This window comes from Pseudaestuariivita rosea (genome assembly GCF_017592335.1).
Lineage (GTDB): Bacteria > Pseudomonadota > Alphaproteobacteria > Rhodobacterales > Rhodobacteraceae > Parasulfitobacter > Parasulfitobacter rosea.
In genome coordinates, this window is sequence record NZ_JACNMP010000006.1 from 65,247 (window position 1) to 78,766 (window position 13,520).

General features: G+C 59.2%; 15 protein-coding genes. 11 read left to right on the forward strand and 4 right to left on the reverse strand.

From position 1 onward, the window contains the following. The first annotated feature begins 34 nt into the window (after positions 1 to 34). Entirely contained in the window at positions 35 to 1,018 is a 984-nt protein-coding gene (locus H7848_RS06320; protein WP_208349123.1) for a fumarylacetoacetate hydrolase family protein, read from the forward strand. Positions 1,019 to 1,020: 2 nt separating this feature from the next. Here H7848_RS06320 and H7848_RS06325 read toward each other — a convergent pair whose 3' ends face one another. After that, positions 1,021 to 1,581, reverse strand: coding sequence for a DUF2585 domain-containing protein (locus tag H7848_RS06325; RefSeq protein ID WP_208349124.1), 561 nt, complete (start codon positions 1,579 to 1,581; stop codon positions 1,021 to 1,023). Positions 1,582 to 1,645: 64 nt separating this feature from the next. On the opposite strand from H7848_RS06325, the gene H7848_RS06330 reads away from it, so the two are divergent. From H7848_RS06330 to H7848_RS06350, 5 genes are all read left to right on the forward strand, one after another. Further along, positions 1,646 to 2,008 (forward strand): VOC family protein, encoded by a 363-nt coding sequence (locus H7848_RS06330; protein WP_336512070.1) that lies wholly within the window; start codon positions 1,646 to 1,648, stop codon positions 2,006 to 2,008. Continuing rightward, positions 2,005 to 2,955 (forward strand): MBL fold metallo-hydrolase, encoded by a 951-nt coding sequence (locus H7848_RS06335; protein ID WP_208349126.1) that lies wholly within the window; start codon positions 2,005 to 2,007, stop codon positions 2,953 to 2,955. Before H7848_RS06330 ends, H7848_RS06335 begins: the two co-directional genes overlap by 4 nt. A 72-nt stretch (positions 2,956 to 3,027) precedes the next feature. Next, positions 3,028 to 3,270, forward strand: a complete 243-nt coding sequence (locus tag H7848_RS06340; protein WP_208349127.1) for a hypothetical protein — start codon at positions 3,028 to 3,030, stop codon at positions 3,268 to 3,270. 257 nt (positions 3,271 to 3,527) lie between these two features. Further along, a complete protein-coding gene (locus H7848_RS06345) occupies positions 3,528 to 5,141 on the forward strand; it encodes an FAD-dependent oxidoreductase (RefSeq protein ID WP_208349128.1) in 1,614 nt (537 codons plus the stop codon). Then, positions 5,131 to 5,331, forward strand: coding sequence for a DUF2783 domain-containing protein (locus tag H7848_RS06350; RefSeq protein ID WP_208349129.1), 201 nt, complete (start codon positions 5,131 to 5,133; stop codon positions 5,329 to 5,331). Before H7848_RS06345 ends, H7848_RS06350 begins: the two co-directional genes overlap by 11 nt. Positions 5,332 to 5,485: 154 nt before the next feature. Here the strand turns inward: H7848_RS06350 and H7848_RS06355 are convergent, their stop codons facing one another. The 3 genes from H7848_RS06355 to H7848_RS06365 form a co-directional block, all read right to left on the reverse strand. After that, entirely contained in the window at positions 5,486 to 7,477 is a 1,992-nt protein-coding gene (locus tag H7848_RS06355) for a capsular polysaccharide biosynthesis protein (protein ID WP_208349131.1), read from the reverse strand. Next, a complete protein-coding gene (locus H7848_RS06360; RefSeq protein ID WP_473774351.1) occupies positions 7,478 to 8,608 on the reverse strand; it encodes a polysaccharide biosynthesis/export family protein in 1,131 nt (376 codons plus the stop codon). A gap of 92 nt (positions 8,609 to 8,700) precedes the next feature. Continuing rightward, the gene (locus H7848_RS06365) at positions 8,701 to 10,005 is read right to left on the reverse strand and encodes a capsule biosynthesis protein (protein ID WP_237072613.1); all 1,305 of its coding nucleotides are present in this window, start codon (positions 10,003 to 10,005) and stop codon (positions 8,701 to 8,703) included. Positions 10,006 to 10,167: 162 nt separating this feature from the next. Here H7848_RS06365 and H7848_RS06370 point away from each other — a divergent pair, with 162 nt between their 5' ends. From H7848_RS06370 to nusB, 5 genes are read left to right on the forward strand one after another with little or no spacing between them, the layout of a single operon-like run. Next, on the forward strand, positions 10,168 to 10,758 hold the full coding sequence (locus H7848_RS06370) for a riboflavin synthase (protein WP_208349133.1): 591 nt from the start codon (positions 10,168 to 10,170) through the stop codon (positions 10,756 to 10,758). Then, complete coding sequence (locus H7848_RS06375) at positions 10,755 to 11,321, forward strand: hypothetical protein (protein WP_208349135.1); 567 nt, start codon at positions 10,755 to 10,757, stop codon at positions 11,319 to 11,321. The genes H7848_RS06370 and H7848_RS06375 overlap by 4 nt, the downstream gene beginning before the upstream one ends. After that, positions 11,318 to 12,442: a 3,4-dihydroxy-2-butanone-4-phosphate synthase gene (ribB, locus tag H7848_RS06380; RefSeq protein ID WP_208349136.1), complete on the forward strand. Its 1,125-nt coding sequence runs from the start codon at positions 11,318 to 11,320 to the stop codon at positions 12,440 to 12,442. The genes H7848_RS06375 and ribB overlap by 4 nt, the downstream gene beginning before the upstream one ends. After that, entirely contained in the window at positions 12,442 to 12,993 is a 552-nt protein-coding gene (locus tag H7848_RS06385; RefSeq protein WP_208349137.1) for a 6,7-dimethyl-8-ribityllumazine synthase, read from the forward strand. The genes ribB and H7848_RS06385 overlap by 1 nt, the downstream gene beginning before the upstream one ends. Next, entirely contained in the window at positions 12,990 to 13,457 is a 468-nt protein-coding gene (gene nusB / locus H7848_RS06390) for a transcription antitermination factor NusB (RefSeq protein ID WP_208349138.1), read from the forward strand. The genes H7848_RS06385 and nusB overlap by 4 nt, the downstream gene beginning before the upstream one ends. Positions 13,458 to 13,520 lie beyond the last annotated feature (63 nt).

The window sequence follows — 13,520 nt, forward strand, 5'->3', positions numbered from 1 at the left end:
CGCCCCCGGAGTATTTTAACCAAGAAGAAGGCATATGAAGTACGGATCACTTTTTCTTCCTGACAGTAAAGAAGAGTCCTTTTTCAACGCCGACGGTTTTCTTGTAGCCGTTTCGAATGATTTGACACTTGTTGCGACATGCGAAAGGCGCTCGCTGCAAGAGGCATTGGATCGTGGATTTGGCAAGGTGCTGGACAATCACGGGTCGATGTTTAAGGACTTTATCTTTTCGTCACCCCTGCCGCGGGCGTATCAGTTTCTGGATGGCTCGGCCTATGTGAACCATGTCGAACTGGTCCGGCGGGCGCGGGGGGCGAAGATGCCGGACAGTTTTTGGACCGATCCGCTGATGTATCAGGGGTGTTCGGACAGCTTCCTGAACCCTACGGACGACATCGTCGGTGATCCGGCCTGGGGGATCGATTTTGAGGCTGAGGTGGCGGTGATCACGGGCCACGTACCGATGGGCGCCAGTCGGGATGAGGCGGCAGGCGCGATCAAGTTGGTGATGCTGTGCAATGATATCAGCCTGCGCAATCTGATCCCGGGTGAGCTGGCCAAGGGCTTTGGTTTTGTCCAGTCGAAGCCGCCTTGCGCCTTTTCCCCCTTGGCCGTTACCCCCGATGCCTTGCCGGGATGGGACGGCGGTAAGCTGCATGGTGTCGTCAAGGTGGATCTGAACGGCCAGCCCTTTGGACGTGCGGATGCGGGCATTGATATGACCTTTGATTTCCCGACGCTAATCGCCCATGCCGCCAAAACGCGGCCCCTTGCGGCGGGCACGATCATCGGGTCGGGGACGGTGTCGAACAAGCTGGACGGCGGCCCCGGCAAACCGGTGGATCAGGGCGGGGCGGGCTATTCGTGCATCGCCGAACAGCGGATGGTCGAAACGATCCTGGATGGTGCGCCAAAGACGCCGTTTCTGCAACCGGGCGATCACGTGAAAATCTGGATGGAGGATTACACGGGTCAGTCCATCTTTGGGGAAATCAGCCAGACGGTGCGTGCGCTATGAGCCTACAGCGCGCCTTGCCAGTCTTTGACCGCATCCAGCGGATAGATCAGCATCAGCACGTTCAGCGCCAGACCGTCGCGGATCAACCAGTGTGTCAGGAGCTCAAAAAAGATCACAATTCCGATGCTGGCCCAGACCGGCAGGCGCCGCGCCAGCCAGAAACCGATCAGCATTGCTGCCATATCGGACACGGAATTGACGACGCTGTCACCGTAATAATCAAGCGAGATCGTGACCTCGCGGTATCGTTCGATGACGGCGTTGGTGTTTTCGACAATTTCCCACGCGGCCTCGACTACGGTCGCGATCACCAGCCGCCAGCCCACCGACATGCGCCGCGCGACCAGCCAAAGCGCGCCATAAAACAGAAAGCCGTGGATCAGATGCGACGGCGTGTACCAGTCGATGATGTGCTGCGATCCTTCGGACGACATCAGTTCGAAATGCCACAGCTTGATCGTGCCGCATTTACACATTGGTTCGCGGCCCATCCAAAGCAGGACGGCGGCCATGGCCATAATAAGTGCGGCGGTGATCCAATAGGGAAGCATACGTTTTGTCATGTCGAACAGCGTTCACGATATCTGAGGGAGTTGTCGAGTATGGAAAACCAGAGGTGAAGCAATGATGATCAAGACTGTTGATCACGTGCAACTGTCGATGCGCGCGGATGATACAGACGCCATGCGTGATTTCTATCTTGATGTGCTTGCCATGATTGAGGTCGAAAAGCCGCATGCATTGAAAGCAAGGGGTGGGTTTTGGGTCAAGGCTGGCATGATGAATATACATTTCGGCGTTGATGATAGCTTTGTTGCGCAGAAAAAGCCGCATATTGCACTTGGCACGGATGACCTTGATAACTTGGCAGCGCGATTCGAACAGCGAAACCTTGCAGTAACTTGGGATACTAAAATTCCCGATATTCGACGTTTTTTCAGTGTCGATCCAGCGGGGAACAGGATTGAATTAATGGAGGTACGGCAGTGAGCAAAGCATTCGCAAGCGCGGACGATATGGAAGAAAAGCAGATCAGTTTCACCGAGGTGGGCGAGGGGCTTTATGCCTTTACGGCCCAGGGCGATCCGAACAGCGGCGTGATCATCGGTGACGATAGCGTTATGGTAGTTGAGGCGCAGGCGACGCCGCGGCTGGCGCGCAAGGTGATCGACTGCATTCGCGGGGTGACGGACAAACCGATCACGCATCTGGCGCTGACCCATTATCACGCGGTCCGGGTTCTGGGGGCCAGTGCCTATGGCGCGCCGCAGGTCATCATGTCGGACAAAGCCCGCGCCATGGTCGTCGAACGCGGGGCCGAGGATTGGGCCAGTGAATTCGAACGCTTTCCGCGTCTGTTTCAGGGGCACGAAGAAATCCCCGGCCTGACATGGCCCACGACGACCTTCAGCGACCGGATGACGGTTTATCTGGGCAACCGGAAGGTCGAGATCATGCACCTGGGCCGTGCGCATACGGCGGGCGACGCCGTGATCTGGGTGCCCGATGCCGAGGTGATGTTTACCGGCGATATCGTCGAATATCATTCGGCCTGCTACTGCGGGGATGGGCATTTCGCCGACTGGGGTCGTACTCTGAATGCGGTGGCGGGATATCAGCCAAAGTCTATTGCGCCGGGGCGCGGCGATGCTTTGGTTGGCGATCAGATGGTGGGTGCCGCGATTGAGAACACCCGCGATTTCGTCCAAAGCACCTATCGCCCCGCCGCTCAGGTCGCCGCGCGTGGCGGGTCGCTGAAAGACGCGATGGAAGCCGTGCGCGATGCCTGTGACGCGAAGTTCGGCGATTACGCGATCTACGAACATTGCCTGCCCTTCAACGTCGCCCGCGCCTATGACGAGGCTCGCGGCATCGACACCCCCCGCATCTGGACGGCCGAGCGGGACAAACAGATGTGGGAGGATTTGCAGGGGTGATGACGTGGATTTTAACTGAGTGTTAAGCAACTAAAAGGATGACAATGTCACGAACCTGCAGTGAGGATAGGCATGATCGATTGGACCGAATTCAAAGTCGCCATAGTCAAGGCTACGGTCGTTTTGTTGCCCTCCTACACCGCTGCTTATCTTACCGGGCAGATGGTTTGGGTCGTTCCCACGTTAGCCGCATCCGGTTTTCTGGCGGCATCTATTCAGAAGATCGATACAGCCGAAACGCGCGTGGAGCAGGAAGCGGATTTCGAGACAGATGTTCAGACAAATGTTTACAAGGAAGCAGAAGTTGCTGGTTAGAAGATAGCCTTGCTGTTCCATTCGACACTAGAAATCCGGTAGCGCCGGCCCGAGGGTGGCGCAATCGCGCCGCCCTGGGGGGCGGGTCGGCGCGGCCCGGTGGCGCCCACCGGGCGAGTTTTCTATGCTGCAGTGGTGAACCGTAGTGAAAGCAAGGGTAATATCATGAAAATAAAAGCTATTCTGGCGATCTTGGCACTTCTCACGCTGACCGGTTGCGGGGTGCCATTTGTGCCGATCATCTGACGGGGGATCAGATGCCCTATGACTACAGACCCTTTCCCTACATCACGCCCCCCGGCCTGACGGGACCCGAACCGCGCCATCCGGTGGCGATCATCGGGGCGGGGCCGATTGGGTTGGCTTTGGCGATTGATCTGGCGACCAAGGGGGTTGGCAGCGTGGTGCTGGACGACAACAACGTCGTCTCGTTCGGGTCCCGCGCTATTTGCTGGGCCAAGCGGACGCTGGAAATTTTTGACCGCCTTGGCGTCGGTGAACGGATGTTGGCCAAGGGCGTGACCTGGCGGGTGGGGCGGTTGTTTCATGGGGCGGATGAGGTCTATGCCTTTGATCTGCTGCCTGAAGACGGCCACAAATACCCCGCCTTCATCAATCTGCAGCAATATTATGTCGAAGAATACCTGATCGACCGCGCGCGGGACTTCCCTGACCTGATCGATCTGCGCTTTAAGAACGCGGTCACAGACCATCAGGATCGCGGCGACCATGTGGCCTTGACCGTTGAGACGCCGGATGGATCGTACCAGCTTGAGGCGCAATATTGCGTTGCCTGCGACGGCGCCGGATCGCCCACGCGCAAACGGATGGGGCTGGGGTTTGACGGGCAGACATTCGACGAACATTTCCTGATCGCCGATGTCGAGATGGACGACAGCCCCTTTGGCACCGATACCCCCGAACGCTGGTTCTGGTTTGAGCCGCCTTTTCACAACGGCCAGTCCGCTCTGCTGCACCGTCAACCTGACAACATCTATCGCATCGACCTGCAATTGGGCCCCGACACCGACCCGAAGGCAGAGGCGACCGAGGAAAAGGTCATCCCCCGCATCCGCGCGATGGTGGGCGACCGGCCGTTTCGATTGGATTGGATGAGCGTCTATAAATTCCGCTGTGCCAAGCTGGATCAATTCGTCCACGGCCGCATGATCTTTGCCGGGGACAGCGCCCATGTGGTCAGCCCCTTTGGTGCGCGGGGCGGGAATGGTGGTATTCAGGATGTCGATAACTTGGGCTGGAAACTGGCGCGGGTGGTGCAGGGGCAGTCCGATGCCAGCCTGCTGGACAGCTACGATCAGGAACGGCGGCAGTGTTGCGATGAGAATATCCTGAATTCGTCGCGGGCCACGAACTTCATGACGCCAAAGTCGCCGATTGAGGCGCTGTTCCGGCAAGAGGTCCTGCGACTGGCCCACGACATGCCCTTTGCGCGGCGGCTGATCAACTCGGGCCGTTTGTCGATGCCGGGGTCCCTGGCCGGGTTGCCGTTGCAGACCGATGCGGACACGCCGGTGCGCCCCGGGGGCGCGATGCCAGACGCGCCCTTGGGCGATGCGTGGTTGATCGACGTTGTTCAGAGCCGGTTCTGCCTGTTGGGCTTTGGCGATGTGGTGCTGCCGGATGTCGATGGGCTGGCACGGATCGGCGTCGGGCAGGGGGCACAGAATTACCCGGTTTATCAGGACATCGATGGCTTCGCGACAGAGCGTTACGGGACCGGCATGGCCTATCTGTTCCGTCCCGATGGGCATGTTGCTGCAGCTTTTCGGGCGCCGGATGCAGACAGTGTGCGCGAAGCCCTTCGGCGGGCCTGCGGTGAACTGGAAAGGGAATACGCCAATGGATCATGACAATCTGGGGGCCGATGGCGATGCAGTCTACGCCGCGCTGATGGCCACGCATGAAGGGTTAAACGAGGCGGAAAGCCACGCCCTGAACGCGCGGCTGGTGCTGATGATGGCGAACCAGATCGGGGATGCAGACGTTTTGGAGAAGCTTTTCTTGGCCGCAAGGTCGTATAGAGAGTCGACCCCGCAGTAATTGAATTTAGGCGCCTCGCTCGCCGATATTGCCCGGTGGGCACCACCGGGCAGCGCCCGACCCGCCCCCATGGGCGGGCGCTTCACGCCCACCCTCGGGCCGAGCGCTGCCCTCAGTTCTAATCAAATACATTGCAGATTTCGAGGACGACAACCTAGCGCCACAAGCGGGCCTGGCTGGCGAAGATTCCTTGAAGTTTCGACAAAATACGGTTTGCGGGGCCGGGCAGGGGGACGGTGTTGTCGGCCAGCCGTTCGATGATCACCTCAATCGGGCAAGGTTGGTTGGTGACCGGGTCGTGATAGCGCGGGTAGTCGATCAGGGCGGCGTGGACGAATGCTGTCAGATCGGGCCGGGCGCGGCGTCGGGGTGGTGTGGGTGCCAGATCGGTCGTCAGACCCCAGCCCGCATAGAACGGCACGCCAAGACAGGTGACGGGAACGCGGTGCAACAGCGCCTCAAACCCCATCAGGGATGTCATGGTCCAGACTTCATCTGCGGCCTTTATCGCCTTGATGGGATTGATGTTTTCAAGAATGATGTCCGCGTATTCTTGCGCGGCAGAGGCATCCACCCCGCCGTCGCGCAAGCCAGCCAGAACATCCGGATGCGGCTTGTAAAGGATGGCGGCATCCGGGTTCAGTTCTCGGGTTTTTTGCAGAAGCTGCAGGTTTGTTTTGACCTCACCCGCGCCTGTCAGGATCGAGGCATCGTCTTCCACCTGACCCGGCACCAGAATGCGGCGCCCTGTGGGCAGTTCAGGCAGATCGCCGCCCTGGTTGTATTTGCTCAGCTGCAGCTGTGTTATGCTGGCGATCACCGCCTCGGCCCGATAGCGCGCCCAGCTTGGCAGGTCTTCGCGCCAGGCGACCAGCAGTTCCAGATCGCTTTCCTGCGTGGGATCATAGTAAATGCCCCGCTGATCGCAGATCAGCGACAGGGGTGGGGTCAGTTCGGCACCCAACCCGCGGGATCGCAGAAAGCCGTCTTCCAGCCGCGTCGCCTGTGGTCGATCAGCCTGCCATTTATTGGCCCAGACCATTTCGCGGCGGTCCTGTTTGTTGGGTTTGTCAAAGATCATCCGCCGCGTCTGGCCGAAAAAGCGTTGCAAATGCGGGCGCTTCCACAGGCGCATGTCATGGCCGACCCACCCAAAACGATCCTCGCGCCAGGCGCGGGATTGGGCCTGTAGCGTATTGATCGCCTCTTCCAGCGAACACAGGCGGTCGCGGTAAGGATCGTACCATTTGGGATAGAGTATCATCGCACCCGCAAAAAGCTGTGCGTGGGTCAGTTTGCGTTCGCGGCGGGCGACCGGGTTGCGGTCATCGGTCAGGCCCCAGCCCGCATAGAAGGGCTGGCCAAAAACCTTGGGCTTATGCCCGCCATAGATCGCCTCAAACCCCAATTGCGAACTGACGGTATAGACGCCGACGGCCCCTTCGAACAGGACCCAGGGCGAATGCGGCTGATCACATATTTTGATGCGGTCGGTCTCGGTTTGCGTGCTGAGATACCCCGAGCGATGCCCCGCAGTGGTTTCGGGGTGGGTTTTGATCAGAACCGGGCAGCCGGGGTTTTCTTCCTGCGCGATGACCAGCATTTCCTGAAACATCGCCTTGTCCGCGCCGCTGCAGGTGACGGATGCGTCGCCCTCGGTCTGGTCTATGACCAACACATAGCCGGGGTCGGGTGGGGGCAGGTCGGGGTCAAAAGCGCTGTATTTCGACAGATGCGCCTCTTTCATATGGCCGATGGCATCCTTGGCGCGGTTCATCAGGTCGGTGTCGTCCAGTGGATCTGTGGCCAGCAGCGTTTCCAGATCAGACGGTTGCGCGGGATCGAAATGCAGACCGCTGTGATCGATGGTCAGCCCCATGGGCGGTTCCCCATCGCGGCCGGGATGGACGGATCGCAGAAAGCTGTCTTCGACCCTTACGATCCCGGCGCCGGTCCAGTCCGATACAGCCTGACCCCGGGGCGCGGTGGGCGATTGGCCCCAGACGCCGATCAGGTCGTCGGGGCCGGGTTTGCCAAGCTGAATGTCATAGCCCGAAAGGTCCAGAATGCGGCGGATGCGCGACTGCGTCAGGAACCCGCCGCTGTAGACATAAAGACTGTGGCGCGTGGCGTCGTCGTCGGCCACTTAGTTTCCAATGTTGCTGATCGTGTTGACCTGGGCCAGTGATCCGGTCAGGGCCGAGAAGATCTTGTTCCACTGGGTAAACGGCGCTTCGGTCACATAAACAGTGTCGCCATCGCGGATCATGAAATCACGCGCATAAAACAGGCCGTTGGGTTCGGTCAGGTTCATCACATAGACCATGCGCTGCGTGGTCTGAATATCGCTGCGGCCGGTCAGGGTGCGGGCCACATCCACGCGTTCATCGCGCAGCACGAAAAGGCCGGTCGGGTCGGCGGAATTGCTTTGTAGGCCACCGACCTGCGCCAGGGCCTCAAGTGCTGTCAGTTCCTGTGTGTCAAAGGGCACAAGCGTCTGCGCCCCCGTCGAGCCAAGCGCGGTGTAACGGCGTGTATCAGCCTCGACCAGAATACGGTCGCCACTGCGCAGCGCGATGTCCAGTTCGGGATTTTCGAAGATATCGGTAAACCAGACACGTCCCCGCGTGCCGCCACGCACCAGGACGACCTGCGCGATCTCGGGTTCGCCCAGAATACCGCCTGCGCGGGCAATCATAGCCGACAGCTTGCGCGTCGGTCGTTCGATTGCATAGACACCCTGCGCGCCCACGGCCCCGGACAGCGTTACGGTCGCACCATCCCCGGCCACACGGCGCACTTGCACCTGGGGGTCAGGGGTCTGGTCGTTCAACTGACGCGTGATCAACTGGCGTAGCTGTTCGGGCGTTTTTCCAGACGCCTTGAGCACACCGGCATAGGGCACGAAGATATTGCCATTGCCGTCGACCTGCACTTCCTCAAGGATCGTGGCGTTCTGACCCTGACCGGCCAGCAGACCGTCATCGACGTTTTCCCAGATCGTCAGGCCCAGCACGTCGCCGGGGCTGATCAGATCGGACCCAACGATGCCTGCATTCTTGAATGAATTGGGAAAGCCGAACTGCGGAATGACATTGGCGTGCCGGGTGACGGTATCATCCACATCGACGATAATGGCGTTCACGCCACCGTCGCGATCTTCGCGCGTCAGTTCGGATTTGTTCGGGCCGGATCGGGGCAATCCGCAGGCCGCCACAGACAATGTCAACAAAAACACAAGGATAAGTTGCGCGCTGCGTCGCATGTCTGCTTTCACTGTCCTGTCCTGCCTTTACGCATTTGCTGCAGTTTTTCCTATAAGTATTCGGTATCTGACTCAATAGACAAGGATTAAAACCATTTGCCCACTCAGCGCGGTTTTTGCGGCAACATGCGCAAATATTCCCGCGGGGCGGGTCGGCCCAGTTTCAGCAGCGTGTATGGATCGTGGGGCGACAGCATCATGTCGACCACCTGACGCAGGACCTGCCTGCGGCCCGCGGCGGAATAGAAGCTGCCTGGGATTTGCGATGTTTCCAACAGATAGCGCCGGAACAGAGCATAGGCTTCGTTATCGGAACGTTGTGGGTGTACGAAGAATTCAGGAAGGGGCTGATCTGACACCAGTTCTGGCTTGTCATAGATTGCGCGGCCAAACAGCTTAAGCGGTATGCCGCGCCAAAGCACCTGTTGCCCGGCGGTTGAGTTAACGGTGATCGCGGTGCGAGCGTGATCCAAGAGCCGGGCCAGTTTGCCCCCGCGGATATAATGAACACGAGAGGTTATGCCGTGATCGCGGGCCATGGCGCGGATCATCTTTCGCAGGGGAACCCGCCCGTCTTCCAGTGGGTGGGCTTTGAACACCAGTCTGTGGTGTTTGGGGGCGCTTTCCGCAAAGCCGCGTGTTACGATTTCTAGAAATTCGGACATGGTGGAAAAAGGCGAATGTTCCTGAAAGCTGGCGTCATGTTCCAGTTGCAGCAGGACGACGTGATAAGGAAATCCGCCCATCTTGACGCGGGTCGTTTCGACAAACCGTTCTGCCGCGTGCAGCGGCAGCAGCAGAAATCGCAGCAGGTGCAGCCGAAATTCAGCCGCCACAGACAGGCTGCGATGGGGGCGATAGGCCTTGTAGCCCTGATTAAAGAACAGAATAAAGCCGTGGTACAAAGCCCCATAGAACATATGCCGCCGCAGACTGCCCCAAAGCCCTGGGGCCTCGGGGATGGCCATATCGCGTTGGGTCATCTGACCGCGCACATCCGTCAGGCTGGTCTGCATCAGGGCCGAATGCCCGTTCGATCCATCCCGTTCATAGCTGATCCAATAGGGGCGCAGATAGCCTTCCTCGAACACATGGACGGTCAGACCGCGTTCGCGGGCCTGTTCCGCCGCAATTGCATGGACTTGCCGCGTATCGCCATAGATGACAATATCGGTAACGCCCTTGTCGTTGATGATGCTGTTAAACCGGTTCGGCCACTGATCCAGACTGTTCTGAAACGGAATGTAATGCGCCCCGTCACGCCAGAAGGCGGCGTCGCCCGCGTTGAACCCCACGCGCCAGACTTCACACCCGGCTTGGCGCAGCATATTGCCCAGCTTGCTGAAAAACGGGCCATGGGGCCCCTGCAACAGCAGGAAAACACGCTTGGGTTTCATTTGGTCTGGCATCAGGACGGTCTGATTTCACTATCACTTGCAACTGGGTTGCTTATACCCAAGGGTCATCAATTGGCAAAAAGATTAAATAACAAATAATATCGTCACCCAGTGTCACATCTTGCCCCGCTGTGTTGCACAGGCTAGGTGGAACGAAAGAAGAAAGGGTCGCGCATGTTCACAGGGATTATCACGGATATAGGCGAGGTGCTGCAGGTCGAACAGCGCGGCGACATGCGCGCGCGGATTGGCACATCTTATGACACGGGCGACATTGATATCGGGGCCTCAATCGCTTGTGACGGGGTTTGTCTGACCGTAGTGGATCTGGGCGCAGGGTGGTTTGATGTGGATGTGTCGGCTGAGACACTATCGAAAAGCAACCTGAAGGGCTGGTCCAAGGGCACGCGGATCAATCTGGAACGCGCGCTGCGCGTCGGTGATGAACTGGGCGGTCATATCGTGTCGGGTCACGTCGATGGCGTCGCCGATGTGATCGGTATCAAGGACGAAGGCGACAGCACGCGCGTCATTCTGCGTGCGCCGGATGATCTGGCGAAGTTCATTGCACCCAAGGGGTCGGTTGCCTTGAACGGCACATCGCTGACGGTGAACGATGTAAATGGCGCTGATTTCGGTATCAACTTTATCCCGCACACCAAAACCGCGACCACCTGGGGTGGGGTCAAGATGGCCGATCATGTGAACCTGGAGATCGATACTCTGGCCCGTTATGTCGCGCGTCTGGCGGAGTATGAAGAATGAGCGGTCTAGGCCACAACAACGGCCCCACGATGGAAGGCGGCTATCGCTGGCGCAAGCACGTCTGGACCAAGGCGCGCGCCGATCTGCTGCCGAAACTGCCGATTGAGATCGTGCGGCTGCGCGTCAAGCGGGCTCAGGAACTGGGGCTGGAGTACAAAACCTACGCCAGTGTCCGCGCCAGCACAGGCCGTGACGTTGTGGGTTTTTTGTTTTCCACCAATGCCTTGCGTTTGGTGAAGGGCCGGGATCGTTTGCGGCCCGACCGGAACGCGAAACTTCAAGGCCTGCGCGCCTGTCAGCGGATCGCGGTGGTGCAGCCACCGTTGTCAGCCGCGGCGGTGATGGGCCTGAACCCGGTCATCGATCTGGCCACCGCCGCGCCGCGCGCCTTTGCGCCCTGGTCCGAGGTGCGCCGCGGCATGCAGGGTATTGCCCGCCAGGCGCAAACACCCGGTGACAGTCTGTTGGTGATCGGTGACACGGCGCTGGAACGGGAATGGTCCGAGGCCGGGCGCCTGGCCGGATATATTCCGGCAGATCAGTATTTTGGAGCAACACCATGAGCTTTGAAACCCCCGGACCGGTGGAACAAAACTGGAGCGATGCGATCAGCTCAATCGATGAAATCATCGAAGATGCGCGCAACGGGCGGATGTTCATTCTGGTCGATCATGAGGATCGTGAGAACGAGGGAGATCTTGTCATCCCCGCCCAGATGGCCACGCCCGAGGCTATCAATTTCATGGCCACCCATGGGCGTGGTCTGATCTGCCTGTCAATAACGGGTGAACGGGTTGATGCGCTTGGTCTGCCGCTGATGGCGTCTTACAATTCTTCGCGCCATGAAACGGCCTTTACCGTGTCGATCGAGGCGCGCGAAGGCGTCAGCACCGGTATTTCCGCCCATGATCGGGCGCGCACGGTGTCTGTGGCCATCGACAGCAGCAAAACCGCCGCCGATATCGCCACACCCGGCCATGTCTTCCCCCTGCGCGCCCGCGATGGCGGCGTGCTGGTCCGTGCAGGCCATACCGAGGCTGCCGTGGATATCAGTCGGCTGGCGGGGCTGAACCCCTCCGGCGTGATTTGTGAGATCATGAACGAAGACGGCAGCATGGCGCGTCTGCCCGATCTGATTGCCTTTGCGCAGCTGCACAATCTGAAAATCGGCACGATCAGCGACCTGATCGCCTATCGCCGCCGCCACGACAATCTGGTCCGCCAACGGACGTCTGAAACGATCACGTCAGAATTCGGCGGCGAATGGGAGCTGCGCGTTTACACCGACGAAACCCAGGGCGCCGAACATATCGCGCTGATCAAGGGCGATATCTCGGGCGATGATCCGGTTCTGGTTCGCATGCACGCGCTGGACCCGATGCTGGATATCGTCGGCACCGGGGGCAGGGGCCGTGCGGCGGAATTCAGCGATGCGATGAAACTGATCGCGGACGAAGGCCGCGGCGCGCTGGTTTTGCTGCGCGATCTGCATATGAAACTGAGCGCCGAGGGCGAGGTGTCGCCCCAGACCCTGCGGCAATATGGGCTTGGAGCGCAGATATTATCGTCACTCGGCATATCGAAAATGACCTTGCTGACAAATTCACCCACCCCAAAGGTTGTCGGGCTTGAGGCCTATGGCCTTGAAATCGTGGGCACCCGCAAAATATCGGAGATTGGCTGATGGCCGGACAGGAAACGCACTATACATTGCCGCGCCCCAGTTTTGACAAGCCGGTCAAGGCGCTGATCGTCGTGGCCCCTTATTATCGCGATATTGCGGATAATCTGATAAAAGGCGCTGTGGCCGAGCTTGAGGCCGCGGGCGCCACCCATGAGCTGATCGAAGTGCCCGGCGCGCTTGAGGTGCCGACGGCCATCGGCATGGCGGAACGACTTTCGAATTTCGACGGCTATGTCGCACTTGGCTGCGTGATCCGCGGGGAAACCACGCACTACGAAACCGTCTGCAACGACAGCAGCCGCGCGATCCAGTTGCTGGGGTTGCAGGGCCTGTGCATCGGCAATGGCATTCTGACGGTGGAAAATCGCGCCCAGGCCGAGGTGCGCGCGCACCCTGATGATCAGAACAAGGGGGGGGGCGCCGCGGCGGCGGCATTGCACCTGATTGCCATCAGCCGCAAATGGAGCGGTCAGACCAAGGGCGTGGGCTTCAAACCCACCACCGACACAATCCTGCTGGCCGGCGACGCAGATGGGTCCACAACCGCATGACCCTGTCGAACAACCAAAAACGCAAGATGAAGTCGGCGTCGCGCCTTTATGCCGTGCAGGCGCTCTTTCAGATGGAGGCATCGGGGCAGACAGTCGATGCCGTCATTCGTGAATTTCACGATCACCGCTTTGGCGCCCGCTATGAAGACGATGAGATGAACGAAGGCGACCCCGATATCTTCCGCCAACTGATGGAAGATGCGGTGAATAATCAGGCCCGCATCGACCAGATGACCGACCGCGCACTGGTGGCCAAATGGCCCATCGCCCGCATCGACCCGACCCTGCGCGCCCTGTTCCGCGCAGCAGGGGCCGAGTTGGGCCAATCTGACACCCCGCCCAAGGTCGTGATCAGCGAATTCGTCGACGTCGCCCGCGCGTTTTTCCCCGAAGGTAAAGAACCGAAATTCGTCAATGCTGTTCTGGATCACATGGCACGAGAGGCCAGACCAGAAGCTTTCTGAGTATCGTATGTGTCATGAGTATTTTTGGAACAATAAAGAGCATATAATCTTCTTCTTGGCAAA

Excerpts from the sequence above, each read along its gene's own strand:
- H7848_RS06320 (WP_208349123.1), top strand. The coding sequence starts at position 35 with ATGAAGTACGGATCACTTTTTCTTCCTGACAGTAAAGAAGAGTCCTTT.
- H7848_RS06325 (WP_208349124.1), bottom strand. The coding sequence starts at position 1,581 with ATGACAAAACGTATGCTTCCCTATTGGATCACCGCCGCACTTATTATG.
- H7848_RS06330 (WP_336512070.1), top strand. The coding sequence starts at position 1,646 with ATGATCAAGACTGTTGATCACGTGCAACTGTCGATGCGCGCGGATGAT.
- H7848_RS06340 (WP_208349127.1), top strand. The coding sequence starts at position 3,028 with ATGATCGATTGGACCGAATTCAAAGTCGCCATAGTCAAGGCTACGGTC.
- H7848_RS06345 (WP_208349128.1), top strand. The coding sequence starts at position 3,528 with ATGCCCTATGACTACAGACCCTTTCCCTACATCACGCCCCCCGGCCTG.
- H7848_RS06350 (WP_208349129.1), top strand. The coding sequence starts at position 5,131 with ATGGATCATGACAATCTGGGGGCCGATGGCGATGCAGTCTACGCCGCG.
- H7848_RS06365 (WP_237072613.1), bottom strand. The coding sequence starts at position 10,005 with ATGCCAGACCAAATGAAACCCAAGCGTGTTTTCCTGCTGTTGCAGGGG.
- H7848_RS06370 (WP_208349133.1), top strand. The coding sequence starts at position 10,168 with ATGTTCACAGGGATTATCACGGATATAGGCGAGGTGCTGCAGGTCGAA.
- H7848_RS06375 (WP_208349135.1), top strand. The coding sequence starts at position 10,755 with ATGAGCGGTCTAGGCCACAACAACGGCCCCACGATGGAAGGCGGCTAT.
- ribB (WP_208349136.1), top strand. The coding sequence starts at position 11,318 with ATGAGCTTTGAAACCCCCGGACCGGTGGAACAAAACTGGAGCGATGCG.
- H7848_RS06385 (WP_208349137.1), top strand. The coding sequence starts at position 12,442 with ATGGCCGGACAGGAAACGCACTATACATTGCCGCGCCCCAGTTTTGAC.
- nusB (WP_208349138.1), top strand. The coding sequence starts at position 12,990 with ATGACCCTGTCGAACAACCAAAAACGCAAGATGAAGTCGGCGTCGCGC.